The organism is Terriglobus roseus DSM 18391, assembly GCF_000265425.1.
GTDB classification, from domain to species: Bacteria; Acidobacteriota; Terriglobia; order Terriglobales; family Acidobacteriaceae; genus Terriglobus; species Terriglobus roseus.
Genome location: NC_018014.1, coordinates 5,143,677 through 5,170,234, shown reverse-complemented (window position 1 = coordinate 5,170,234; position 26,558 = coordinate 5,143,677). Strand labels below are relative to the sequence as shown.

The window sequence follows — 26,558 nt, the reverse complement described above, 5'->3', positions numbered from 1 at the left end:
TGCCATCTCATTCAGGCGAGAGGGATGCTGCTATGACGGAAGATCAATATGGCCTGCAGCGATTTGTGGATGCACAGGCTGGTGTCTACACGACGGTGCGGTCAGAGTTAGAGGCTGGAGAAAAACGCAGCCACTGGATGTGGTTCATCTTTCCGCAGATCGCCGGGCTTGGGTTCAGCAGCATGGCACAGCGGTATGCGATCGGCGGTCTTGAAGAGGCGCGGGCCTATCTGGCGCACCCTGTGCTCGGCGAACGTCTGCGTGAGTGCACTGCCCTGGTGAATGCCGTGGAGGGGCGCTCGTTGGGGGCGATCTTTGGTTCGCCTGACGACATGAAGTTCCACTCGTCCGTGACGTTGTTCGCTCGCGCTGCGGGTGAAGCCGGTAGCGAATTCCACACTGCTCTTGCGAAGTACTTCCGTGGCAAAGAAGACGCTGCTACGGTCAGCCGGTTGTCGTGAGCGACGGCGGCAAAATCTGCATCGGAACGGCAGGTTGGTCTATACCGCGAGTGTTTGCGGACCAGGCGCCAGGCGAAGGCGCGCATCTGCATCGTTATGCGCGACAACTGTCCTGTGCGGAAATCAACTCCTCGTTCTATCGACCGCACATGCCCGGCACCTATGCCAAGTGGGCGGCAGCGGTGCCGGACGGATTTCAGTTTTCGGTGAAGGTGCCACGGACGTTGACGCATGAGGGTGCGCTCGCTCCGGATGCTGCCACGCTGCAACGGTTTCTGGAGGAGAGTTCGGCGCTCGGTGAAAAGCGCGGGCCGCTTTTGCTGCAACTGCCGCCGAAGCAAGCGCTGGAAATGCAGCGGGCGGCAGACTTCTTCGAGATGCTCCGCGAGCATTACAAGGGCGGAGCCGTGCTGGAGCCGCGTCACGCGAGCTGGTTCACGGATGAGGCGGACGAGTTGTTGCAGCGGTTCGCAATCGCCCGCGTCGCAGCGGATCCCATGCGGGTGCCGCAGGCGATGACGCCTGCGGGCGACGCTGGCTGGATCTATTACCGGCTGCATGGATCGCCGCGGACTTATTACTCGGCGTATGACGACGCATGGTTGGCGCAGCTCGCGGAGACTTTGCAAGCGAGCTCGAAGGGGTGCGCGCAGGTATGGTGCATCTTCGACAACACGGCGTCGGGCGCGGCTTTCGGCAATGCCCAGAGGCTTCGTGATCTGGTACGTACTGCCTGAGCGACAGCCGCATGGTATTTCTTTCTCATGGCGCTCGATCCGCAACGGACCATTGAGGAACTGAAAGAGCTGCGTGCGCTGACCGGCGACGCCGACGGTGCACAACGTGTGGCGTGGACGGATACATGGCTTCGCGCACGTGCATGGTTCGCCGGGAAGCACGCAGACCTGCCGGTGACACGCGTACAGGATGAGGCCGGCAACGTGTGGGTGACACTGCAGGGTGAGAGTGATCGTGCGCTGCTGCTGGGCGGCCATCTTGATTCGGTACCCAACGGCGGGTGGCTTGATGGCTGCCTGGGTGTAATGGCATCGCTTGAAGTGATGCGCGCCTTTAGCGAGCAGTACGACGGACGACCCCCCGTTACGATTCGCATTGTGGATTGGGCGGATGAGGAGGGCGCGCGCTTTGGGCGCAGCCTGTTTGGCTCCGCAGCGTTTGCAGGGAACAGCAGTATCGCGGCCGATCGTGTGCGTACGGATAAAAATGGCATCTCGATGCAGGATGCACTTGCACGCTGTGGAGTCAGCATCGATCAGATCGGCGCATGCACCGAGCAGCGCGCTAATGCTGCGGCTTATCTGGAACTGCACATCGAGCAAGGGCCGGTGCTTGAGAGCATGGGTCTGCCGCTGGGTGTGGTCACCGGTACGAAGGGTGTCGAGCGCCACGCCCTTACCTTCCATGGGCAGGAGGCGCACTCTGGATCGACGCCGATGAACGCGCGACACGATGCGCTTGCAGCCTGCGCTAAGCTGGCGCTGGAGGTACGGCCCATCGCGATGCGACACGCGGATGCGGTCGCGACGGTGGGAAGCGTCAAGACCTTCCCGGGTATTGTGACTGCGGTCGCTGGCAGATGCGAAGCGACGCTGGACATGCGCGATCTGGATGCCACTGTGCTTGCGAAGATGTTTACAGAAGCAAGGGCCGCGAGCGAGCGCTTCGCTGCGGAAGAACGTTGCACGGTGGAGTGGTCGCGCATCTGGAGCATTGAACCTGTGCCATTCCATCCGCAGTTACTGGCATTTGCGGAGGACGCGGTGCAGTCGGTGTCCGGGACAGTTCATCATCTGCCTTCTGGCCCGCTGCATGATGCGGCGGAGGTTGCGCGTGCCGGCATTCCTACCGCGATGCTGTTCACGCAATCGTTGAACGGCATCAGCCACAACAAGATTGAAGACACGCGCGAGGATCACCTGCAGATGGCAGTCGTCGCTTTGTATCGATTGGCGCAGAAGACGATCGCCTGGATTACGACTGACGAACGTCCGTAGGGATTGCATGGCGGCGGCATCAGTGCAATCATCGACGCTCCCGGCGCGAACGTAACGAGAATCTGGAGGCGTTTCTTTGACCTTCGCAGCACAACACCTTACCGAAAAGGAGGCGCGCGATGAGCTACGACGTGACACATCCACGTGATCCTCGCTTCAGCGACCTGAAGCCTTCGCTGCTGCAGGGCGCGGCCATTGCGGAGGCTAACCGCTGCCTCTATTGCTTTGACGCGCCGTGCATGAACGCATGCCCCACACATATAGACGTTCCTACGTTTATCAAGAAGATCGCGAGCGGCAATCGCATTGGCTCTGCGCGGACGATCCTTGATGCGAATATTCTTGGCGCCAGTTGCGCACGTGCGTGCCCCGTTGAGGTGCTTTGCGAGGGCGCATGCGTGCTGCATCATCAGGGCCGCGAGCCGATTCAAATCGGTCTGCTGCAGCGGTACGCGATGGAAGGCATGCATGATGCAAAATTGCCGCTGCCGTTTACGCCTGCTGAAGATACCGGCAAGCGCGTCGCGTTGATCGGCGCCGGTCCTGCATCCCTTGCATGCGCTGCAGAATTACGACGCAACGGCATTGCGGCCACCATCTACGACGCGCGTCCGCTGCCCGGTGGATTGAACACGTATGGGATCGCAGAGTACAAGTTGCCCTTCGGCGTTGCGCTGCATGAGGTTGAACTCATTCGTTCGCTTGGTGTGGAGTTTGTTGCAGAGATGATGATCGACAGTGACAGGCTTGCAGAGCTGGAGCAGACGTTCGATGCGGTCTTTCTTGGGATGGGACTGGGTGCGATCCATCGCCTTGACGTTTCCGGGGAAGATCTGCCGGAGGTCACCGATGCTCTCGATCTGATCGCTGGCTATAAGGGCGGCATGATCGGCTCGTTGCCTTCACGCGTGGTGGTCGTGGGCGCTGGAAACACCGCAATCGACGCGGCGATCGCGGCGAAGCGACTGGGTGCTGCTGAGGTAACGATGGTGTATCGGCGCGGTCCGGAACATATGTCGGCGTTTGCGTCGGAGTATCACCATGCATTGCGAGAGGGCATCGGCTTTGCGTGGTTCGTGCAGCCCGTTGCGATCAATGGCAACGAACGTGTGGAGGGTGTGACGCTGGTGCGGATGGAGGCGGGTGACGATGGCTCTCTGGGCATGATTGCGGGGTCGGAGTTTTTGCTTGCGTGCGATTGCGTGGTGTTGGCGATAGGGCAGGGTACCCATACGCACTTTTTGACTGGGGTGGTTGAGACGCAGCGCGGCCGTGTTGTTATCGATCGGGTCACGGGGCAGACGAGTCACGCGAAGTACTTTGCAGGCGGTGATTGCACGAATGGTGGCCGTGAGGTAGTAGATGCGGTCGCGGATGGCAAGCGTGCCGGGATCGCGATGGCTGCACAACTTCTTGCGACTCCTAATGGCCTAGGAGGACCCTATGCCAACGCTTGAGAATACCTTTTGCGGCATCCCTTGTCTGAATCCTTTCTGGCTCGCTTCTGCGCCGCCTACCAACTGCGGTGAGCAGATCATGCGGGCCTTCGACGCGGGTTGGGGCGGGGCCGTGTGGAAGACGATTGGTGAGCCGGTGACGAATGTCTCGTCGCGTTATAGCTCGCTCGATTGGGAGGGCCGCCGCATGATGGGCCTGAACAACATCGAGTTGATCAGCGACCGGCCGACCATCACCAACTTGCGCGAGATTGCTGAGGTCAAGCGGCGTTATCCGAAGCATGTGTTGATTGCATCGCTGATGGTGGAGAGCAATCGTGAGAGCTGGCATGACATTGTCGCGAAGGTTGAAGACGCGGGTGCTGACGGACTTGAGTTGAACTTCGGTTGCCCGCATGGGATGAGTGAGCGCGGCATGGGGTCTGCGGTGGGGCAGGTGCCGGAGTATGCAGAGCGCATTACATCGTGGGTGAAGGAGAAGGCGCGCACACCGGTCATCGTGAAGTTGACCCCGAACATCAGTGATATTCGCATGCCTGCTCGTGCCGCGAAACGTGGTGGTGCCCATGCGTTGAGCGCGATCAACACGATCAACAGCATCACAGGCATCGATCTGGACACGCTGGAGCCGAGGCCGAAAGTCGATGGCAGCAGCACACACGGCGGCTATTGCGGACCTGCAGTGAAGCCCATTGCGTTGAGCATGGTGCAGCAGATCATGAGTGATGCGGAGGCTGCGCTGCCGCTGAGCGGTATCGGCGGTGTTGCCACGTGGCGCGACGCTGTGGAGTTCCTGCTGTTGGGTGCTGGCAATGTACAGGTGTGCACGGCCGTCATGCACTACGGCTATCGCATCGTGGAAGATATGGCCGATGGGATGTTGCAGTGGATGAGTGAGAAGGGCTTTGAGACCATCGACGATTTCCGCGGCCTGTCGCTGCCGAAGATGCGTGAGTGGAAACAGCTCAACATGAACTACAAGGTAGTCGCGCAGATCGATGCATCGAAGTGCATCGGCTGCCAGCTTTGTTACACGGCTTGTTGGGATGGTGCGCATCAGTGTATTCATAACGATCGTGTGCGTGAGGACAGGTCAACACCGGCACAAACACTGGGGGCAAGCGCACGACGCATCAGCATGACGCCGATCCCGAAGCGGGATGCCGGTGGCGCGGGACTGCTGCACGGCGTTACACCGCTGGAGCGTATCCCACGCGTGGATGAGCATCATTGTGTCGGCTGTAATCTGTGCTCACTGGTTTGCCCGGTCGACGATTGCATCACGATGGTGCCGGTGGACAACGGTCTGCCGAGTTACACGTGGGAGCAGCGCGTGGCCGACGGCACCACACCATCCAGCGCGACCGAGTGCGCGCTTCCCGCGGAGGTATAGATCCAATGGGCATCCTGATACAGAACGGAACGGTTGTTACGGCAGAGGGTTCGCGTCGAGCCGATGTGTTGATCGACGGTGAGCGCATTGAGCAGGTAGCGCCGCGCATCGACGGCAGTGAACATCGCATCGTCGATGCCGAGGGGCTGCTGGTGATGCCGGGCGGGATCGATGTGCATACGCATCTTGACATGCCGTTCGGGGGGACAGTGTCTGCGGATGACTACCGGACCGGAACCATCGCGGCGGCGGTTGGTGGAACGACGAGTGTGATTGATTTCGCGCTGCAGTCCCGCGGTCATTCGCTTGCAGAGGCGCTGGAGACGTGGCTTGCAAAGTCGCGTGGCAAAGCATGCGTGGACTACTCGCTGCACATGGCTATTACGGATCTTGGAGCGGATGGCGCGACGCTGGATGAGATGGAGGCGATGGTCGCGACGGGTGTCACCAGCTTCAAGCTCTTCATGGCGTATCCGAATGTGTTGATGATCGATGACGGTTTGATGTTCCGCGTGATGCAGCGTGCTGCTGCGCTGAACGCGCTGTGCTGTATCCATGCAGAAAACGGATCTGCCATTGATGTCGTCGTGGCGCAGATGCTGGCGGAGGGTAAGACCGCGCCGCACTTCCATGCACATTCGCGCTCGGCGAAGGCTGAGGCCGAGGCTACGCATCGGGCGATTGCTCTTGCGGAGATGACGGGGTGTGCGGTCTACATTGTGCACCTGTCAAACGAGGAGGCGTTGCGCGAGTTGAAGCATGCGCAGCGGCACTACGATCGCGCGCTTGCGGAGACGTGTACGCAGTACCTGGTGCTGTCGATCGAGGACCAGATGCCGGGCGAGAGCTGGGACGAATCGAAGTTTGTCTTCACGCCGCCGTTGCGTGAGAAGAAGAACCAGGAGCCTCTGTGGCGTGCGCTGGATGATGGCACGCTTTCGGTTGTCAGCACGGATCATTGTCCCTTTACGACAGAGCAAAAGGCGATGGGACGTGGTGACTTCAGCAAGATTCCGAATGGCGGACCGGGCATCGAGAATCGCCTGCAGGTGTTGTGGAATTTCGGCGTGAACAGTGGTCGCATCTCACCCGAGCGCTTCGTGGAACTGACGTCGACTGCGCCGGCTCGCATCTTCGGGATGACGCAAAAGGGCGAGCTTAAGCCGGGCAAAGACGCTGACATTCTGTTGTGGGATCCGAAGCAGCGTTACACCATCCAGGCAGCGACGCAGTGCATGGCAACGGATTACAACATGTTCGAAGGCTGGACGGTGCAGGGCAATGCGAAGCACGTCTTCAGTCGCGGCGAGCTGGTTGTGGAAGATGGCAATTGGATCGGCGAGACCGGCCGCGGCAGGTTCATCGCTCGCGCCGCGAATGCGGGCGGCTTCGCGTAAGAGCGCTTGAGATCGTAGTGCACCCCAACAAAGCACAGGGATAGCAATCATGGCAGAACTTACATCGCAGGAAGTTGTCGACCTTACACGCACGCTGAACTACGGCACGTGGCGTTTTCAAAAGGGCTGGATGCCGATGCATGTGGTGGATGCCGAGGGCTGCGAGATTATCGACGGCGACGGTAAGCGTTATCTCGATTTCAGTTCGCAGTTGATGTGTTCGAACCTTGGGCACAAGAACGCGGCGGTAATTGCTGCGATCGCGGAACAGGCACAACAGCTTGCCTATGCGATGCCCGGATATGCGACGACGGCTCGAGCGGAGCTTTCGCAGTTGTTGCTGGAGGTGTTGCCGCAGGGGCTGAATAAGTTCTTCTTTACGACGAGCGGCACGGAAGCCAATGAGGCTGCGTTCAAGATCGCGCGTATGTATACGGGTAAGAACAAGATCATTGCGCGGTACCGCAGCTATCACGGGTCGACGTCGGGATCGATTGCGGCAACGGGCGATCCGCGTCGCTGGGCGATGGAGCCTGCGGGTAAGCTGCCCGGTGTCATCTTTGCGCCGGAGGCCTTCTGCTATCGCTGCCCGCTGGGTCATGCCGCAGCCAACTGCGGGAATGCGTGCGCGAATTACATCGAGCACATGATCGTGAATGAGAGCGATGTTGCCGCAGTGATCGTGGAGCCGATCGTTGGAACGAATGGTGTCATCGTTCCGCCTGAGGGGTACATGCCTCGGTTGCGCGAGATCTGCACGAAGCACAACGTGTTGCTGATTGCGGACGAGGTGATGAGTGGATGGGGTCGTACCGGAAAGTGGTTCGCGATGGAGCACTGGGGTGTTGCGCCCGATATCCTGGTGACTGCGAAGGGCATTACGAGTGCCTATGTTCCGCTGGGATTGTGCGCTACGAACGAGAAGATTGCCGCGTACTTTGACGACCATTACTTCTCGCACGGCCACACCTATGAGGCGCATCCGATTACGCTGAAGCCCGCCGTAGCGACCATCAAGGAGATGCAACGGCTTGGACTCGTGGAGCGGTCTGCGGAGCTTGGGCTCTATCTGGGCGAGAAGCTACGAGAGCTGCAGACGAGGCATGTCTGCGTTGGCGAGGTGCGCGGCAAGGGGCTGTTCTGGGCGCTGGACCTGGTGAAAAATCGCGCGACCAAGGAGCCGTTTGCCACCTATGCCGACAAGGTCAGTGGCAAGGCCTTGCTTGTGGATCAGATTGCTGGGAAGTGTGTGGCGGATGGGATGACGGTGCAGTCGTGGGTATCGCACTTTGTCATTGCTCCGCCCCTGATTGTTTCGAAGGAGCAGATCGATTTTGGAGTAGCGCTGCTGGATAAGCATCTGGCGATGGCGGATGAGCAATGTGTGACTTCTTGAGGCCGCCTGCCTGCCGGATAATGACCATCTCTTGTTCGGTGGAGGGGATCGGCGCTGAAGCGCCGGTCCCCTGTCTGCTGCTCTCTACCAGATGCGGAAGCTGACACCGGCGCTTACGCCGTAGGGATGGAGCGTGCCGAAGGTGAACTGCGGCCACATCTGGTACTCGACGTCGACGACTCGGATGTGGATGTTGTCGTTGTGTGTCCAGTACTCCAGGCCGCCGCCGGGCGCCAGCACAAAGTAGTTGCCAGTGGCGAGGTCGTAGGGGAACTTCATGCGGCCGAGGCCGACTGGCATCTTCACGTACGGCACCCAGCCCTCGGGCTTGAAGCTGTACTTCGGGCCGATAAGATAGGTGTCCTGCGTAACACCGTTTTTGCCGCCGTAGCGCAGGAAGCGGGCTTCTGCCTCGATACCGACATAGCGATGGATGTTGGCATCGATGTAGATCGTCGGTGCGAAGAAGGTCAGCTTGCCGTAGTCGCTGCGGTAGACGGAGCCAGCGATACCGACGGTGGTGTAGAGGCCAGGCCCAACGCCTGCAGGCTTGGCCTGTCCGGTGGCGGTGCCCGCCGCCGTGATGGTGAGAGCCACGGCGGCGAAGAGCGCGAGGAGGCGTTGGCGGTGCTTACGGAGCACAGTGATCACTGAGTCACCGTCATGCTGATGACCTGCGAGAGCGTGACGCCTGTGCCCTGGCCGACGGCACTGATCGCCAGGTTGTAAGCGCCGGCCGGCGTGCTCTTCTGGTTGATGGTGCCGCAGCCCATGACGGGCAGCAGAGCCGAGGCAAGCAAGAGGAGCAACAGTGCGGGTACGTTGCGCTTACGGCGTCCGAAGGCCAGCAGGATCAGTACCGCGCCCGCGGGTAACAGTGCCAGGGCAGAGGTGCCGCGCGTTGTCTGCACGCTTGCTGAGGACTGGCCTCCAGAGGTCAGCGGTGCTCCGGTGTCGATGGTGACCTTCACCGTGACGGTACCGTTAGCCGGCAGCTTGATGCTGTCATGGTCAAAGGTGCAGGTTGCGGCATACGGCATGCCGCCGCAGCCAAGGTTGATGGTGTCCGAGAAGCCATCGTTGGAGTGAAGGGTGATCTGGGATACGACGTACTTGGAGCTGGCCACGGTGAAGGTCGTGGGTGTGACCGACAGGGTGAAGTTGGTTGCGGAAGCGGTCGTGATGTCTGTGGGTTGTGATGTCGATGCGGAGTAGGAAGCATCACCGCTGTAGGTTGCCGTGATCTTGCCGGGGATCGCAGAGCCCTGGACGTTGAGCGTTGCGATGCCGTTGGCGCCGACGCTTGCGCTACCGATGACACCGGTTGCGGTGCTGAAGGTTGTCACGCCGGTGGGCGAGACAGGACCGTCATACTTCAGCACGGAGATAAGGGTCAGGACGCCGCCGCTAAGTGTTGTGGGCAGGGTGGCGGTGACGGTGTTCTGGGTTGGGCGAAGGTTCACGATCAGTTGCAGTGCCGGAGACACGGACGGCAGATCCGACGTATCGCCCGAGTAGGCCACGGTGATGCTGTGCGTGCCCGCGGTGAAGGCGTTGGGGACCAACGTTGCCACACCGCCGGTGAGCGCCGACGTACCCAGAACCACGGTGCCATCGGTGAAGCGGACGTTACCCGTTGCAAAGGCGCCGGTGACGGTGCGTACCGTCGCCGTCAGGGTTGGGCGATCCAGTGTCAGCGCGGGGTTGCTGCTGCTGACGACTGCGATCTGCGTGATCTGCTGTACCTGCTGATTCACCGCAACGGTGGTCGAGGCGGAATTGTTGCTGTCGCCGACGTAAATGGCCGACAGCGAGTGGATGCCAGGAGCCAGTGAGCTGGTGGTGAAGACGGCCGTGCCAGCGTTGAGTGCTGCCTGGCCGATGGTGGTGGTACCGTCCAGGAAGTTCACGTTACCGGTCGGTGCTCCACCGTTGCCGGTGACGCGGACCGTCAGGGTCAGCGGCGCAGCGAAGACGGAGGGGTTGGCACTGGTGGTCAGTACGCTCTGCGAGCTGGCGTTGCGAATGACCTGGGTCAGTATGGCAGAGTCATTGCCGCCATACCGCACGTCACCGCTGTACGTTGCAACGATGTTGTGCGAACCCACGGTGAGGGACGATGTGGTGAGGGAAGCAGCGCCTGCGCCGTTGAGAGCGACGGTGCCGAGGACGGTTGCGCCCTCATGAAAGATCATGGTTCCCGTGGGAGCCGCTGTCACACCACTGTTGGCTGCTGCACCGGCAACCTGCGCCGTGAAGGTGACCGCATTGCCGCCGATGGCAGGATTGGTGCTGGAACTGAGGGAGATGTTCGTGGGAGCGACCACCGACTGGTTCAGCACAGCCGAGGTGCTGGTGGAGTGGGTGCTGTCGCCGCTGTAGATGGCGACGATGCTGTGCTGTGCAACCGAGAAGTTAGAGATCGGCAGCGAAGCGACACCGGCTGAGTTGATGGCAACCGTGCCCAGGTTGGTGCTGCCCTCCTGGAAGGTAACGGTGCCGGTCAGGTTGGCGTTGGGGCTGGCAACGGTCGCCTGCAGCGTAACGGTATCGCCGAAGGTCGATGCCGGGTTGCTGCTGGTGAGGCTGGTGGTCGTCCTGGCAGCCTCGATGGTGATCGTTACGCTCTGCGACTGGGCCGCAGCGTTGTTGGGGTCACCGGCGTACTGCGCGACGATGGTGTGCGTGCCAACGCTGAGTGTCGAGGTGACGAAGGATGCATTGCCCGCGGCCGAGATGGTAACACTCGTTAGCGGAGCACCGTTATCCGTCAGCGTAACAGTCGGGTTCGAGGGAAGCGCACCGTCGCTGGTCATCGTGGCGGTCAGGGTGATGGCCGCGCTGTAGGTGGCTGAGCCGGGCGTTCCGGTCAATGCAAGGGCGGTGTTGCCGATCGAGACGCTTACCGTGGACGTGCTGGATGCGCTGACGTTGTAATCCGGATCGCCGTTGTAAGTGGCGACAATGTTGTGCTGGCCAACCGGGAGTGTCGTCACGGTCAAGGAAGCGACTGCGTTGGAGTTGAGCGCAACCGTTCCAAGTACCGTCGCGCCATCCGTGAAGGTGACGTTGCCGGTTGCTTTGACGCCGGCTGTGTTGACCGTCGCCGTCAGTGTGACAGGCTTACCGCCGGCGGCTGTGGCGGAACTCACACTGAGCACCGTGGTCGAGCTGGAGGTCTGTACCGTCTGCACGATCGGTGCCGAGGTGCTGACGTCGTAGTTGGTGTTGCCGCTGTAGCTTGCCGTCAGGTTGTGCGTTCCGACCTTGAGGTTAGTGGTGGTCAGTACCGCCACACCGTTGACGACCTGCTGACTGCCGATGACGGTTGCACCGTCATAGAAAGTGACGATGCCGCTGATGGCGCCGACAGCGGTCTGTCCCGCGCCCAACGTTACGTTGGCGGTCAGGTTCAGCGTCGATCCTGCATTGGAGTTCGGTGCGCTGGAAGTAAGAATCGTGTTGGTGGTGAGGCGGGTTACCGTGACAACGGTGCTAACCGAAGTGCTGCCCAGGTTAGAGGCGTCGCCGCTATAGGTGGCGACGATCGGATTCTGGCCGGGTGGCAGGGATGAGGTGGCAAGCGATGCGCTGCCGTTGGCATCCAGCGTTCCTGTGCCCAGGGTGGTTGCGCCAGACTTGAAGGTTACGGTGCCGGTGGGCAAGGGGCCGTTGATGCTGGATACCGTCGCGGTCAGTGTGACGTTCGTGCCCACAGCGGCCGTGTTCGGCGATGCAGAGAGCAGCGTGGTGGTCTGTGTCGCGTTAACCGTCTGCGAGACCACGTTCGAGGTGCTCTTCAGATTGTTGGTGTCACCGCCAAAGCTGGCGGTTAGCGGCAGGGGCGAACCTGCCGGAGTTGCGGTAGGGAAAGCCACAGTGGTGGTGGCGATACCGTTTGCGTCCGTGGTCGCTGCTGTGCCGATCGCCGTGGTGCCGTTGAAGAAGGTTACGGTCGCACCGGCGATGGGCGCATTCCCTGTACTTGCCGTGAGCTTCGCGGAGAGGGTCACGGTCTGGGTGGCGTACGACGGGTTCGGATTCGCGCTGAGCGTGAGAACCGTGTTCTGCACGATGCTCTGAGACAGGCTTGCGGTGCTGGCGGCGTCGGTGCTGTTGCCGGAGTAGTTGGCGGTGATCGTGTGCTGACCGAGGGCGAGCGTGGTTATGGAAGTCCTCGCGACACCACCGACCAGGGTAACGGGGCTACCCAACTGGATCGCCGGGCCTGTGCCGTTCGTGTACGTGAAGGTTACGGTGCCGGTAGGGATGGCGTTGCCGTTGTTGCCGTCCGTCTCCGCAACGATCGCGGTGAAAGTGACACTCGATCCAAGGCCGGAAGGATTTGCGTTGGAGCTGAGGGCGATGGCGGTGGGCTCAACTGTGAGAACCTGGCCGCTGACGTAGACGATGTCGGGCGCGTTCGATGCGTCGGATTTGAAGGTGAAGCTGCCCGGCGTGGTGGAGCCCGGTGCGCTGACAACGGTGGGTGCGAACTCTACGCCGAGGACGCAGGTGCTGCCGGGCTGGATCGCGTTGCCGGTGCGGCAGGTTGTGGTGGCGGCATCCAATGCGGTCTGGTCGAAGACCGACGAGTTACCTGCGGTCAGATCGCCTGGCGTGAATGCCGTTGTTCCGTCGCTCTCGAGCGTCTCCTTCTGCGGCGCAGAGGTCTTGGTGACGCGGATGGCCGGGTAGGTAAGGACTGCGGTGTTGCTCGAGATCTGGCGGACGCGGTTGTGAAAGAGATCGCCGACGTAAAGGTTCGCTGCGTTGTCGAGGAAGAGGGCGTACGGGCCGGAGAAGGAAGCAATGTCCGAGTTCATCACGGTGTCGTCCATGACCGTGCCGCCATTGCCAGCGACTGTGGTGATCAGCTTGGACAGGGCATCAACGCGGCGTACGCGATTGTTGGCGGAGTCGGCGATGTACAGGTTGCCGGCGGGATCGAAGGCGAGAGCCGCGGGACCGTTCAGATGGGCTGCGGTTGCAGCGCCACCGTCACCGTCGAAGGAGCCACCACGCGGCGTCGAGATGCCAACATAGGTGGAGAAGCTGCCGTCGGCGTTGACACGCAGGACCGTGTTGTCGGCCGAGTCGGCGACGTACAGAACGCCGGAGGGATCGAACACTACAGCGCGGGGCGCGTTGAGGTTGGACGCCACCGTGGTCATGATGCCGGTGATCGCATCGACGCGGCGTACGGCGTTGTTGCCTGTGTCTGCGATGAAGAGATTGCCGTCTGGATCGAGTGCGACGCTCCATGGAGCGTTAAGAGTCGCTGCCGTGGCCAGAAGGCCGTCTCCCGCGTAGGGGCTGGAGTTGGCCACTTGCCCAGCCACCGTGGTCATGACGCCGTTGGTGTCGATACGGCGGATGACGTTGTTGCCGCTGTCTGCGACGTAGAGGTTTCCGGCGCCATCGATGGCCAGACCGGCGGGGCTGCTGAGTGACGTAGCAACATCGCCACCTGCGTAGGTGACGATCGTTCCCTTGGTGATGTCGCTCTTGGCTGGGGCGGTGGCGGGCGCCGGTGTGACCTTGCGCACGCGGTTGTTTCCGGAGTCGGAGACGAAGAGCTCGCCGGCGCCATTCATGGCAACACCGCTGGGCAGGAAGATGTGCGCGGAGTATGCGGGGGCGCCTTCATCGGTGGAGCTGTACTGCCATTGCGGGTTGTTACCCGCGATGGTCTGCAGGATGCCGGGCCGGATCACAGCCAGCGGACCGGTCGCCATCATGTCGATCGCCTGGCTTGCCAAAACGCGGTTGGCGCTGTCACGCAGGACCACGGCGCCCAGGCGGCGGCCGGGGGCGGCGGGTGACACCGTAACATTGACGGTGCACGACTGGGGTAGCAGATAGGATTGGGTGGTGCAAGAACCACCACCTGCGTCTGCAAAGTCAAAACCGGCCGACCCCTGCGTGACCACGCGGATCGACGCGACGGTGCCTTGCACCGTGAGTGTGACCGGCTGGACTGGGGAGGTAATGCCAACTGCGACCGACCCGGGAAGATGCTGCACCTTGGTCTGCGCACCAGCGGACGTCGCCCAGCTCAGGGCAACCGCAGCGCAGAAGAGCGAGGCTTGCCGGAGAATACCGGTGAATTTTGAGCGCAGATCTGCGCTGACCTGCGAAACAGGTTTCGTCAACATGGGGTATTTACTTCCTTTAATCGGCTGGCGTGACCGGTCGCTTGGGGAACCGGAGCAGGACAAGGGAGACAGGGGAAACTGCACTTACATTGGGGGCGCTTCTTGAAGGCCGCCTCTAGGAGTACTTCCTACTGAACTGACGAGAGTTTCGCATGCACCAAGGCGCCTGATAAATGGCTCATCCGGGGGATGAAACCCGACTTAGAGTTAGTTTTCCCCTCAGGCTGTGTTACTCCAAGTCGTTTGTATCGTTTGATCTGCGCTGTCCGGACGAATTCTTGTATCTCCAGAAGTAATCTTTTTAAAGAGGCCAGCATGGAATTGATTGCGATGAATACACCACCGACGACGAATCGCCATTTGATTCGTTGGGTTGAGAAGACGGCGGCGCTCTGCGAGCCTGCCCGGATCTACTGGGTGGATGGCAGTGCCGAGGAGAACGATCGTCTGTGCGCTGAGTTAGTGGCTGCGGGCACCTTTACCAAGCTGGATCCGGTGAAGTGGCCTGGCTGCTTCTATGCCCGCTCCTCGCCGAACGATGTTGCCCGCGTAGAGGACCGCACGTTTATCTGCTCGCTCTCGAAGGATGCTGCGGGGCCGACGAATAACTGGGAAGACCCGTTCGTGATGCGGCGCAAGCTGAAGACGCTGTTCAAGGGCTGCATGCGCGGCCGGACGATGTACGTGATGCCGTTCAGCATGGGACCGATCGGATCGCCGATGGCGCAGATCGGTGTGCAGTTGACGGACTCGGCGTATGCCGTGGTGAACATGCGCATCATGGCCCGCATCGGCTTGCCGGTGTATGCGGAGATCGACAAGGATTACAAGCGCGTAGTGCCTTGCGTGCACTCGGTGGGCGCGCCGCTCGCGCCGGGCCAGCAGGACGTTTCGTGGCCGCAGAACGATAACAAGTACATCGTTCACTATCCGGAGACGCGCGAGATCTGGTCATACGGCTCGGGCTACGGCGGCAACGCGCTGCTGGGTAAGAAGTGCTTCGCGCTGCGTATTGCGAGCAACATTGGCCGTGACGAAGGCTGGATGGCCGAGCACATGCTCATTGTCGGTGTCGAAAGTCCGAAGAAGGACGACGGCACGACGGAGAAGACTTATGTTGCCGCGGCCTTCCCGTCGGCGTGCGGGAAGACCAACTTTGCCATGCTGATTCCGCCCGCTGGTTTCGAGGGCTGGAAGGTGTGGACCGTGGGCGATGACATCGCCTGGATCAAGCCGGACGCGACCGGCCAGCTCCGCGCGATCAATCCTGAGACAGGCTTCTTCGGCGTCGCGCCGGGCACCAGCGAGAAGACGAATCCGAACGCTATGGCGACGCTGCGTTCGAACAGCATCTTCACCAACGTCGCGTTGATCACCGAGAACGGCGAGCCCAACGGCGACATCTGGTGGGAGGGCATGACCGACGCGCCGCCCGCCGAGTGCCTGGACTGGCGCGGGAACGCGTGGACGCCTGAGAGCCAGACTCCAGCGGCGCATCCCAACGGCCGGTTCACTGCGCCTGCTGCGCAGTGCCCGACGATCGACCCGAGTTGGGAAGACCCGCAGGGCGTGCTGATCAGCGCCATCATCTTCGGCGGTCGGCGTCGCGAGACCATGCCGCTGGTCTACCAGGCGTTCAATTGGAGCGCCGGCGTCTACGTGGGCGCGACCATGGGCAGTGAACAGACCGCGGCGGCCGGCGGCACGGTAGGTATCGTGCGGCGCGACCCGATGGCGATGCTGCCGTTCTGCGGATATCACATGGGCGACTACTTCCGGCACTGGCTGCGTATGCAGCGTGAGCTGACCGCGACGCCGCGCATCTTCCACGTCAACTGGTTCCGCAAGAACGAGGACGGCAAGTTCCTCTGGCCTGGCTTTGGCGAAAACATGCGCGTGCTGAAGTGGATCGTCGACCGGACCCGCGGTCGTGTCCGCGGCCAGGAGACACCGATCGGCTGGACGCCCAAGTACCACGACATCAACTGGGATGGCATGGACTTCTCGGAGACACAGTTCAATGAACTGCAGAATGTCGACCGAGCCACATGGAAGAAAGAAGTCATGGGACACGAGGAGGTCTTCCTGTTGCTCCATGACCACCTGCCACCGGAGATGGTCTACGAACGAGAGCTACTGATCTGCCGGTTGTAGACAGCAGAGGAATCGAAGGAGGCTGGCGGAGACGCCAGCCTTTTCTTTGTCTGTGACGTCAGCGTGGAGACCCCGCCCCCCCCGCCGTTTTCCGTAAAAATCAGATTCCAAAGGAGTTGACGTTTCCCGAAACGGCAAAAATTAGATTCGAAAGGGGTTACGGGTAAAAATTAGATTTCAAAGGACTTATGGGCGAAAAACAGAACGGGAGGGCCGCCTGGCCCTCCCGCTTCGTATGTGTTGATTGTATCGCGCGTGTCAAGCGGATCGGAGTTGCGCGGGGCCTCCCGCCCGGAACCCGTTGTCCTCAGGCTTGCCTTTGCGGGTGCAGGTCTTGCGGCAGTTATCTGAGTTCCACATATCGCACGAGCGCGAGAGAGTTTGTCGCGGGCCTTCAGCCCGCAATCTCTTCCTTGACCGAAGACCCAGGGCTTTGCCCTGGGCTAGGAAGTCGCGGACCTTCAGTCCGCTGGGATAAGGCGGTGGGTGTCGTCATCGCCCTTTCGCCATGGCGATATGCCGGCAGTAGGCGTGCTCTGCAGGTTGCAGTTCATCGCTGGCGCCTCATAGAAAGGGGTTCGCCGAGGTCGCGGGCCTTCCGTGCGCTGACGAGGCGGTGGGTGTTGCCACCGCCTTTGTCTATGGTTGGTATGGGTTTGCACTCCGGGCGTCAAGATGTTCCCATGCGTGTTCTTGTCCCGGATCGGGCTATGTGCCCTCACCTCGGCCGAGGTTTTTTCTTGACTCCTAAAGACTTAGGAGATATTTCTGAGTCTTCACGGAACAAAAAATCTGCAATCGCCGTACTTTCCGATGACGCTTTGGCATCCTCAGCGTCCAGTGGTTACATAGCAACTGCACACCCACTCGTTCACGGCAACACCGGAGGCGCGTATGGCGTTGGTTTGGAAGCGACGGCTTAGCCGTTCTGTAGTCGTATGTCTCCTCACGGCGAGTGTGCCCTGTGTTGGCGTGCTTTTACCGCAGCTTGCCGTGGCCCAGGCTGCGTCCGCAACGAAGACTGACATCGTGGATAGTTGGCAGGGCACCGTCCATCTTGGCCGCGATCTCCGGATGGTGCTTAAGATCGAAAAGCAGCCGAACGGCACACTGAAGACGCAGATCTTCAACGCCGACCAGGGCGCTCAGCCGATCCCTGTCAAGAGCACCAGCTATGCGGGCAACGCGCTGAAGCTCGGGGTGGATGTGATGGACGCGACCATCGACGTGAAGATGTCGTCCGACGGAACGACCCTTACGGGAACCCTCACGCGGGGAGACAATCCGGCCGGACCTGTGGTCTTCGTGCGTGCTACACCGGAGACGGCGTGGAACATCCCTGCACCGCCGGCGCGCGTTCCGCCTATGGATCCGAAGGCTGATCCAACGTTCGAAATTGCCACGGTGAAGCCGAGCGACCCGAACACGCAGGGCAAGGGCATCCGCGTCACCGGGCGGCGCTTCTTCACCATCAACACAACATTGGCCGAGGTCATTGCCTTCGCCTATGACGTGCAGCAGAAACAGATCGTTGGCGCGCCCGCGTGGGTGTCCACCGATAAGTTTGACCTGAACGCTACGCCCGACGTAGAGGGGCAGCCCAACGATGTGCAGTTAAAGAACATGATCAAGAAGCTGGTCGCCGACCGCTTTGCCCTGAAGTTTCACCCAGATAAGCACGAGATGGCGGCGTATGTTCTCTCTGCTGGCCCTGGTGTCCCGAAGCTGGAAAGGAACACCAGCGGAGGCACGCTGCCCGGTTTATTCTTCACTGGCGTGGGTAAGTTGCGCGTGACCAACGCCACCATGACGGACTTCACAAGCATGATTCAGAACAGCGTTTTTGATCGGCCGGTTGTGAACAAGACGGGATTGGAAGGCCGTTGGGACTTCGTCCTGAAGTGGACGCCGGATGAGACGCAGTTTCCCGGTGCTCCGGCTAGTATGAGAAGTCCGCCACCACCGACCGATGGAGTGGAGCTCCCACCCACCATCTACAAGGCCGTGCAGGAGCAGTTGGGCCTGAAGCTCGATTCGACGAAGACGAAGGTAGATGTGATGGTGCTGGACCACGTTGAGAAGCCGAGCGAAAACTAGCATGCAGCAATGGCGTAGAAGACAACAGTGGCGGGCAGTGTGTGCGTTGGCGCTGCTGCCTGCCATGGCTGCAGGAGCTGCGGAGCATCATGGCCGCGTCTTCTTTGGCACGGTGCCGGTTCCTGGTGCGACGGTGACCGCAACCCGCGATGGCAAGACGCTGGCGACGGTGACGGACGAGCAGGGCGTGTATCAGTTTGCCGACATCGCTGACGGCGCGTGGCATCTGCGCGTGGAGATGCCGGGCTTTGGAGCGGTGGATCGTGATGTGGCGATTGCCGCTGCAACGCCTGCAGGCCGCTGGGATCTGAAGATGCTGCCTTTGGCAGAGATCCTGGCTGCTGCGAGCCGGCAGCGGACGATCGTTGCTCCGGCACTTGTACCGCGTGTCGCGGCCAAGCCCACCGCGACGGAGGCGAAGACCGACACGGCGGCCAGTGCGGCTGCACCTGTGGACGAGAATGCTGCGAAGAGTGCCGATGCGCTGCTGATCAGCGGCAGCGAGAGCAATGCGGCGACATCAAAGTACAACCTGGCGCCGGCCTTCGGCAATCGCCGCGCGAACTCGAAGAGCCTTTACAACGGCAGTATCGGCGCCATCGTTGGTCAATCCATCTTCGACGCGCGGCCGTATTCGCTGACCGGCCTGCCGACACCCAAGGGCGACTATAGCCGTGTGACCATTGTGGCGACGCTGGGCGGGCCGCTGAATATACCGCCGCTGATGCGGCATGGGCCCAACTTCTTTCTGGCATACCAGTGGACGCGCAATCGCGAGGCTTCCACGATCTCGGGACTGGTGCCTACTGCGGCGCAGCGGAACGGCGATCTGCGTGGCACGCTCGACGCGCAGGGCAATGCCGTTGCGGTGAACGATCCGATTACGGGGAATCCGTTGACCGGTGTGCTGCCGGTGAGTGCGCAGGCGCGCGCGTTGCTGGCACTCTATCCACTGCCAAACCTGGCAGGCAGCACTCGCTATAACTACCAGACGCAGGTGCTGAACGCGACGCACGCCGATACGATGCAGCTGAAGCTGGATAAGAGCATCGGCAAGCGCGACCAGGTCTATGGCGGCTTTGCCTTGAAGAATCTGCGGGGTGATACGGAGAATCTCTTCGCCTTCCGGGATGCCACGAAGACGCTTGGGATCGACACGAATGTTCATTGGTCGCATCGCTTTCCGCACCACATTTTGCTGGATACGGGATATCGTTTCTCACGATTGCGGACGGATGTGCTGCCGTACTTTCAGAATCGTCAAAATGTGTCGGGCGCCGCAGGCATTACGGGTAACGCACAGGACCCAAGGAACTACGGTCCGCCTGACCTGGTGTTCTCGAGTATTTATCCTCTCTCGGATGGCATCAGTGCCTTCAACCGCAACCGGACGGATGCACTTACGCTGAGTGCCACGTGGACGCATGGCCGTCACGTGACGACGTTTGGCGGCGACCTGCGGCGACAGAGTTACAACCAGTTGCAGCAGTCGAATCCGCGGGGTTCGTTCACCTTTACCGGCGCGGCGACACGGGGCAACACGGCCAATGGCGGATCGGACATTGCGGACTTTCTGCTGGGTGTGCCGGATGCAAGCCGCGTCGCCTTCGGCAATGCCGACAAGTACTTCCGGCAGACGGTGCTGGACGGCTTTGTCTCCGATGACTGGCGTCTGAAGCCGGAGTTGACGATCACCGCGGGCATGCGCTGGGACTATGGCGCGCCGATGTCAGAACTGTTTGGGCGGCTGGTGAATCTGGATATCGCGCCGGGCTTTGCAGCCGTGAGGCCGGTACTTGGCAACGATCCGACGGGATCACTTACTGGCACTGTTTATCCGTCGTCGCTGGTGCGGCCGGATCGCCGTAAGTTTCAGCCGCGTGTCTCGATCGCGTTGCGACCGGATCCTACTTCGACGATGGTGATCCGTGCAGGCTACGGCATCTATGTGGATACGTCGGTCTATCTTGCGTCTGTGCAGCAGATGGCGCAGCAGTCGCCGCTGTCGAAGAGTGTGAGTGTGAGTAACAGCAGCGCTTGTCCGCTGACGTTGGCAAATGGATTTCGTAACTGCGCGGGTACGACGGCGAACACGTTTGCGATCGATCCGAACTTTCGCGTGGGCTACGCGCAGGTCTGGAATCTTTCCGTGCAGCGCGACCTGCCCGGATCGATGGTGCTTACGGGAACGTATAGCGGCGTGAAGGGGACGCGCGGACCGCAGCAGTTTCTGCCGAACACGTATCCCATTGGTGGCGCGAACCCCTGCCCGCAGTGTCCGACGGGCTTTGTTTATCGCACATCGAATGGCGCTTCCATCCGTCATGCTGCGCAGGTGCAGTTGCGGCGTCGTCTGCGCAGCGGCCTTGCGGCGCAGATTGATTACACGTACGCGCACTCGATCGATAACGATTCCGAGCTCGGCGGTGCAGGGCACGTGGTGGGATCGACCAGCAACGACAGCACGACGACGAGCAGCGTTCTGACATCGGTGACGGCGCAGAACTGGCGCGACCTGCGGGCGGAGCGTAGCAACTCCAGCTTCGATCAGCGTCACCTGCTTTCGGCACAGGTGCAGTACACGAGCGGCATGGGCATGCATGCGGGGACGTTGATGACGGGGTGGAGTGGGCGGCTGTTGAAGGAGTGGACGGTGTCGGCGAAGATCTCAGCCGGTACCGGACTGCCGGAGACGCCGGTGTATCTGGCCGCGGTGCCGGGGACGGGTGTGACGGGGACGCTGCGTGCGAATCGCAATGTTGGTGTGCCGGTGAATCAGGACATCAACGGGTATCACCTGAACGCGGCCGCGTACGCGACACCCGGCGCAGGGCAGTGGGGCAATGCGGGGCGTAACTCCATGGTGGGGCCGAGTCAGTTCTCACTGGATAGCTCGCTTGCCAGAACCTTCCGTGTGCGCGACAAACTGAATCTGGATGTGCGGATGGATGCGGAAAACCTGCTGAATCATCCGGTCTACACGATGTGGAGCAACATCACGAACAGCACGACGTTCGGTCTGCCGGTCAATACGAATGACATGCGAACGATGCAGCTTACGGGGAGGCTCCGTTTCTGATGCGCACACGCCTTCTGCAATTCGCTCTCGCTGCCCTTGCCATTGCTCCCATGCACGGGCAGACGATTGGCACGAATCAACCTGCCGGCAAGGATGGGACTTACACGCTGAGTGTGAAGTCGCAACTGGTGGTGGAGACGGTGGTCATCAAGGACAAGGGCGGGAAGTTTATTCCCGGGCTGTCTGCGAAGGACTTCACGATTACCGAGGATGGCACGCCGCAGACGATTCGGCTGTTTGAGCATCAATCGCTGCCGGTGGATGCGGAGCCGCTGCCGCCGCAGAGCGCCGACGATGAGAAGCTGACGCTTTACAAGAGGCTGGCGCGCACGTCGATTGCGCCGGAGAGTTCGAAGGGCAACAAGTACAAAGATCATCGGTTGATGGCGATGTACTTCGACATGACGGCGATGCGGCCGGAGGACCAGGAGCGTGCGCTGGTGGCTGCGCAGAAGTTCATCCGGACGCAGATGACGGCGGCGGACCTGGTTTCCATTCTGCGTTACAGTGGCGGGTCTGTGGATGTATTGCAGGACTTCAGCGATGACCGCAATAAGTTGCTCAGCATTCTGGAGACGATGGTTGTTGGGGAAGGGCAGGGCAATGTTGAGTCGTCGGATGATGCCAGCAGTGCGGATACGGGCGCGGCGTTTGGACAGGACTCCGGCGAGTTCAACATCTTCAATACGGACCGGCAGCTGAGCGCGCTGCAGACGGCTGCGCGCATGCTGGGCGCGATGAATGAGAAGAAGACGCTGCTTTACTTTGCAAGCGGCCTGCGGCTGAATGGCAATGACAACCAGGCGCAGTTGCATGCGACGGTCGATGCGGCGGTGCGTGCTGGCGTTTCGTTCTGGCCGATTGATGCGCGAGGGCTTGTGGCGATGGCGCCGATGGGTGATGCGACGCAGGGTTCGCCGGGGAATGCGGGTATGTATAACGGCACGGCCGCGCTGGCGACGACGGATCGTTTTCAGAAGTCGCAGGACACGTTGTATGCGCTGGCTGCGGATACGGGCGGCAAGGCGCTGATCGATAACAACGATCTGACCCGCGGGATTGTGAATGCGCAGCATGCTGTTTCGGATTACTACATTGTGGGTTATTACACGACGAACACCGTGCAGAATGGGCGCTTCCGCAAGGTGAAGATTACGGCGGACGGTATTGCAAATGCCACGCTGGATTATCGCCAGGGATATTACGCGGGCAAGGAGTTCGGTAAGTTCAACGGGACTGAGAAAGAGCGGCAGTTGGAAGACGCGCTTGCTCTTGAGGATCCTGTTACGGACTTGACGATTGCGATGGAGATTAATTACTTCCAGTTGAATCGTGCGGAGTACTACGTGCCCATTACGGTGAAGATCCCGGGGCGGGAGCTTGCGTTGGCGAAACGCCTTGGCGGCGAACATACGCTGATTGATTTTGTCTGCGAGGTGAAGGACCTTGCCGGCGGCATGACGGTGTCGAACGTGCGTGACAACGTGAACATCAAGCTGAGCGATGCGACCGCTGCGGAGCTGTCCAAGCGGCCGGTTGAGTATGACGCGGGCTTTACACTTTCGCCGGGTCGTTACAGCATCAAGTTTTTGGCGCGAGATGATGAGACGGGACGGATTGGTACGTATCAGACGACGTTTGTGATCCCGAATCTGAACAAGGTGATTGAGCGCGTTCCGATCAGTTCGGTTGTGTTGAGCAGCCAGCGTTCGGATGTGAATGCAGCGCTGTTCAACGCGGCGCATGGCAAGGAGCAGGCGCGGAACGATGCGGCGAATCCGCTGGTGGAGAACGGTGCGAAGCTGATCCCGAGTGTTACGCGGGTGTTTCGTAACGATCGTGATCTGTATGTGTTTCTGCAGGCTTACACGACGCCTGCGGCGGCGGCTGGTGCGCCTGCCATTGCGACGGATGGGAAGAAGGATCTTGTGGCGTACGTCACGCTGTATCGCGATGGCAAGAAGGCTTACCAGGGGCAGGGGATTGCGAGTACACCGATTGCGACTTCGCGGCTTGGGGTGACGCCGCTGTCGTTCACGGTGCCGCTGGGTGGTCTTGCGGCGGGTGAGTATCAGTGCCAGGTTACGGTGCTGGATGCTGCGGGGAATCGGGCTGCGTTCTGGCAGGGACAGATGGCTTTGGTGAACTGATCGCTTCTTCGTGCGATCAGGGCATCGATACGGGCGTACATTTGCGGCCGTTTCGGCGTGGGTGACGCCGCTACTGTTTCGCGAGCCAACCTGCCTGCATCCGATGGGGTATGAGCAGCCAACATAAAGACGGCTTTGTGCAGGTGCGTGGTGCGCGCGAGCATAACCTGAAGAACATTGACGTCGATATCCCGCGCGATGCGCTGGTGGTTTTTACTGGGGTTTCGGGATCGGGCAAGTCTTCGCTTGCCTTTGGCACGCTGTATGCGGAGGCGCAGCGGCGGTATCTGGAGTCGGTGTCGCCGTATGCGCGGCGGCTGTTTCATCAGTTGAGTGTGCCTGCGGTGGACTCCATCGATGGTTTGCCACCGGCTGTTGCGCTCCAGCAGCAACGCGGCACGCCGACGACGCGGTCGTCGGTTGGCAGCGTCACGACGCTCTCCAATCTCTTTCGGATGCTTTACTCGCGTGCCGGGCATTACCTGCCGCATCGGCCCATGCTGTATGCGGAGTCTTTTTCGTATAACCGCATCGAGGGCGCGTGTCCTGTGTGCCATGGGCTTGGTCGCATCTATGACGCAACGGAAGAGTCGATGGTGCATGACCCTTCGCTGAGCATCCGCGAACGTGCTGTGACCGCGTGGCCTACGGCGTGGCAGGGGCAGAATCTGCGCGACATCCTGGTAACGATGGGCTATGACGTTGATCGACCGTGGAAGGATCTTCCGAAGAAGGACCGGCAGTGGATCCTGTTCACCGAAGAACAGCCGACTGTGCCGGTCTATGCGGGGCTGACTCCGGCTGAGACGAAGCGCGCGCTCAAGGCGAAGATGGAGCCGAGTTATCAGGGCACCTTTACCAGCGCTCGTCGTTACGTGATGGAGACGTTCACGAAGTCGCAATCCGCGATGATGAAGAAGCGCGTGTCTGCCTACATGCTGAGCACCGAATGCAGCATGTGTCATGGCAAGCGGCTGCGATCTGATGCGCTGGATGTGACCTTCGCGGGGCTGGATCTCTCGGACATGGGCAATCAGCCGATGAAGAGTATTCGCGCACTGCTGGCGCCGTTTGCGACGGGCAAGGCTTCGGACGAGACGCACACGCCTGAGAAGGTGTTGGCGGCGAAGACGATCACGAAGGACATCGTGTCGCGTCTGGATGTGTTGATCGATCTTGGCCTGGGGTATCTTGCACCGGAACGCAGCACGCCAACGCTTTCGCCGGGCGAGTTGCAGCGGCTGCGGCTTGCAACGCAGTTGCACTCCAACCTGTTTGGCGTGGTGTATGTGCTGGATGAGCCATCGGCGGGGCTGCATCCTTCCGATACCCGGACGCTGCTGCAGGCTTTGGATTCGCTGAAGCAGGCGGGTAACTCGCTCTTCGTGGTGGAGCATGAGGTTGATGTGATTGAGCATGCCGACTGGATTGTGGACGTCGGCCCACGCGCGGGAACGAATGGCGGCGAGATTCTTTACAGCGGCAAGCCGGATGGCCTGACGCATGTGAAGAACTCTGAGACGGCGAAGTACGTCTTTGGGCGCTTTCATGCGCAGCCGCGTACACCGCGCGAACCGGTGGGCTGGTTGCGGCTGGAGGGTGTCACTCGCAACAATCTCGACGCACTGGATGTGGCATTGCCACTGGGTGTCTTCACCTCCGTTACGGGTGTCTCCGGATCCGGTAAGTCGACGCTGATCAGCCAGGCTCTGGTCGAGTTGATGAGCGAGCACCTGGGGCAGTCGCTGGATGCGCCGGAGCCTGACGATGATCCTTCTGCAGAGGTCGCGCCGGTGACGACGGGCGGACGGCTTGCGGGTGGTCAGGAGAAGATTCGCAGGTTGGTGCAAGTGGATCAGAAGCCCATCGGACGCACGCCCCGATCGAATATGGCGACGTATACAGGGCTGTTCGACCATGTGCGCAAGCTGTATGCCGCGACGCCGATGGCGCGTTCGAGGCGCTACGATGCGGGTCGCTTCTCGTTCAATGTGGCGAAGGGCCGCTGCGAGACGTGCCAGGGTGAGGGCTTCGTCTGTGTGGAGTTGCTGTTCCTGCCCAGCGTGTATTCGCCGTGTCCCACGTGCAATGGCGCTCGCTTCAACGCGAAGACGCTCGAAGTCATGCTCCGCGGCAAGACGATTGCAGATGTTCTTGGCATGACCGTCGAAGCGGCTCATGCATTCTTCCAGGATGACACGACGATCGAGCGCGCACTGCGGATCCTGCTGGAGGTTGGTCTGGGTTATCTGAGGCTTGGTCAGCCTGCGACGGAGCTTTCCGGTGGCGAGGCGCAGCGCATCAAGCTTGCCACGGAACTGCAGCGGCCGCAGCGTGGCGATACGCTGTATGTGTTGGACGAGCCGACCACGGGTCTTCATCCCTCGGATGTGGAGCGGCTGATGAAACAGCTCGATGGCCTGGTAGACGCTGGCAACACCGTCGTCGTTGTGGAGCATGACATGTATGTTGTGGCGAGCAGCGACTGGGTGATCGACATCGGTCCGGGCGCGGGTGATGAGGGCGGCAAGGTGGTCACGGCGGGAACACCCGCCCACGTGGCGTCGCACAAGGGCGGCAAGACGGCGCCGTTTCTTGCGAAGTTTCGGAACGGATAGAACAGCGTGCGCGATCGATGAGTGTTGAGGTGAGAACGCCCGGCGGAGTGCGATGACCTGCAAGCGATGCCGCGTGCGGATGCGTGAGATCTCGGGACACATCTTTCACGGCAAGCGGAAGTTCCGATGTCCGCAGTGCAATCGTGCCAAGATGAAGAAGCCCAAGAAGCGTGAGAAGAAGTC

General features: G+C 60.8%; 14 protein-coding genes. 12 read left to right on the top strand and 2 right to left on the bottom strand.

Annotation, left to right across the window (positions count from 1 at the left end; translation table 11 throughout):
• Window positions 1-32: 32 nt before the first annotated feature.
• The 7 genes from TERRO_RS21380 to TERRO_RS21350 all read left to right on the top strand — a co-directional run bounded on the left by TERRO_RS21380 (window position 33) and on the right by TERRO_RS21350 (window position 8,119).
• Window positions 33-461 carry a DUF1810 domain-containing protein gene (locus tag TERRO_RS21380; RefSeq protein WP_014787804.1) on the top strand — a complete coding sequence of 143 codons (429 nt, stop codon included), beginning with the start codon at window positions 33-35 and terminating at the stop codon, window positions 459-461.
• Window positions 458-1,198, top strand: a complete 741-nt coding sequence (locus TERRO_RS21375) for a DUF72 domain-containing protein (RefSeq protein WP_014787803.1) — start codon at window positions 458-460, stop codon at window positions 1,196-1,198. Before TERRO_RS21380 ends, TERRO_RS21375 begins: the two co-directional genes overlap by 4 nt.
• A 27-nt stretch (window positions 1,199-1,225) precedes the next feature.
• Window positions 1,226-2,476 carry a Zn-dependent hydrolase gene (locus tag TERRO_RS21370; RefSeq protein WP_014787802.1) on the top strand — a complete coding sequence of 417 codons (1,251 nt, stop codon included), beginning with the start codon at window positions 1,226-1,228 and terminating at the stop codon, window positions 2,474-2,476.
• Between the two features lie 119 nt (window positions 2,477-2,595).
• Complete coding sequence (locus TERRO_RS21365; protein WP_014787801.1) at window positions 2,596-3,933, top strand: NAD(P)-dependent oxidoreductase; 1,338 nt, start codon at window positions 2,596-2,598, stop codon at window positions 3,931-3,933.
• Complete coding sequence (gene preA, locus TERRO_RS21360) at window positions 3,920-5,326, top strand: NAD-dependent dihydropyrimidine dehydrogenase subunit PreA (RefSeq protein WP_014787800.1); 1,407 nt, start codon at window positions 3,920-3,922, stop codon at window positions 5,324-5,326. Before TERRO_RS21365 ends, preA begins: the two co-directional genes overlap by 14 nt.
• A 5-nt stretch (window positions 5,327-5,331) precedes the next feature.
• Window positions 5,332-6,723, top strand: coding sequence for a dihydropyrimidinase (gene hydA / locus TERRO_RS21355; protein WP_014787799.1), 1,392 nt, complete (start codon window positions 5,332-5,334; stop codon window positions 6,721-6,723).
• A gap of 49 nt (window positions 6,724-6,772) precedes the next feature.
• Window positions 6,773-8,119 carry an aminotransferase family protein gene (locus tag TERRO_RS21350; protein WP_014787798.1) on the top strand — a complete coding sequence of 449 codons (1,347 nt, stop codon included), beginning with the start codon at window positions 6,773-6,775 and terminating at the stop codon, window positions 8,117-8,119.
• 84 nt (window positions 8,120-8,203) lie between these two features.
• Here TERRO_RS21350 and TERRO_RS21345 read toward each other — a convergent pair whose 3' ends face one another.
• Window positions 8,204-8,770, bottom strand: a complete 567-nt coding sequence (locus TERRO_RS21345; RefSeq protein WP_014787797.1) for a hypothetical protein — start codon at window positions 8,768-8,770, stop codon at window positions 8,204-8,206.
• A complete protein-coding gene (locus TERRO_RS21340) occupies window positions 8,767-14,277 on the bottom strand; it encodes an Ig-like domain repeat protein (RefSeq protein WP_014787796.1) in 5,511 nt (1,836 codons plus the stop codon). The genes TERRO_RS21345 and TERRO_RS21340 overlap by 4 nt, the downstream gene beginning before the upstream one ends.
• Before the next feature lie 315 nt (window positions 14,278-14,592).
• Here TERRO_RS21340 and TERRO_RS21335 point away from each other — a divergent pair, with 315 nt between their 5' ends.
• The 5 genes from TERRO_RS21335 to uvrA all read left to right on the top strand — a co-directional run bounded on the left by TERRO_RS21335 (window position 14,593) and on the right by uvrA (window position 26,375).
• On the top strand, window positions 14,593-16,431 hold the full coding sequence (locus TERRO_RS21335) for a phosphoenolpyruvate carboxykinase (GTP) (protein ID WP_014787795.1): 1,839 nt from the start codon (window positions 14,593-14,595) through the stop codon (window positions 16,429-16,431).
• 894 nt (window positions 16,432-17,325) lie between these two features.
• A complete protein-coding gene (locus TERRO_RS21330; RefSeq protein WP_014787793.1) occupies window positions 17,326-18,528 on the top strand; it encodes a TIGR03435 family protein in 1,203 nt (400 codons plus the stop codon).
• Between the two features lie 64 nt (window positions 18,529-18,592).
• A complete protein-coding gene (locus TERRO_RS21325) occupies window positions 18,593-21,607 on the top strand; it encodes a carboxypeptidase-like regulatory domain-containing protein (RefSeq protein WP_245536166.1) in 3,015 nt (1,004 codons plus the stop codon).
• Complete coding sequence (locus TERRO_RS21320) at window positions 21,607-23,757, top strand: VWA domain-containing protein (protein ID WP_014787791.1); 2,151 nt, start codon at window positions 21,607-21,609, stop codon at window positions 23,755-23,757. The genes TERRO_RS21325 and TERRO_RS21320 overlap by 1 nt, the downstream gene beginning before the upstream one ends.
• Before the next feature lie 110 nt (window positions 23,758-23,867).
• Entirely contained in the window at window positions 23,868-26,375 is a 2,508-nt protein-coding gene (gene uvrA, locus TERRO_RS21315; RefSeq protein ID WP_014787790.1) for an excinuclease ABC subunit UvrA, read from the top strand.
• Window positions 26,376-26,558 lie beyond the last annotated feature (183 nt).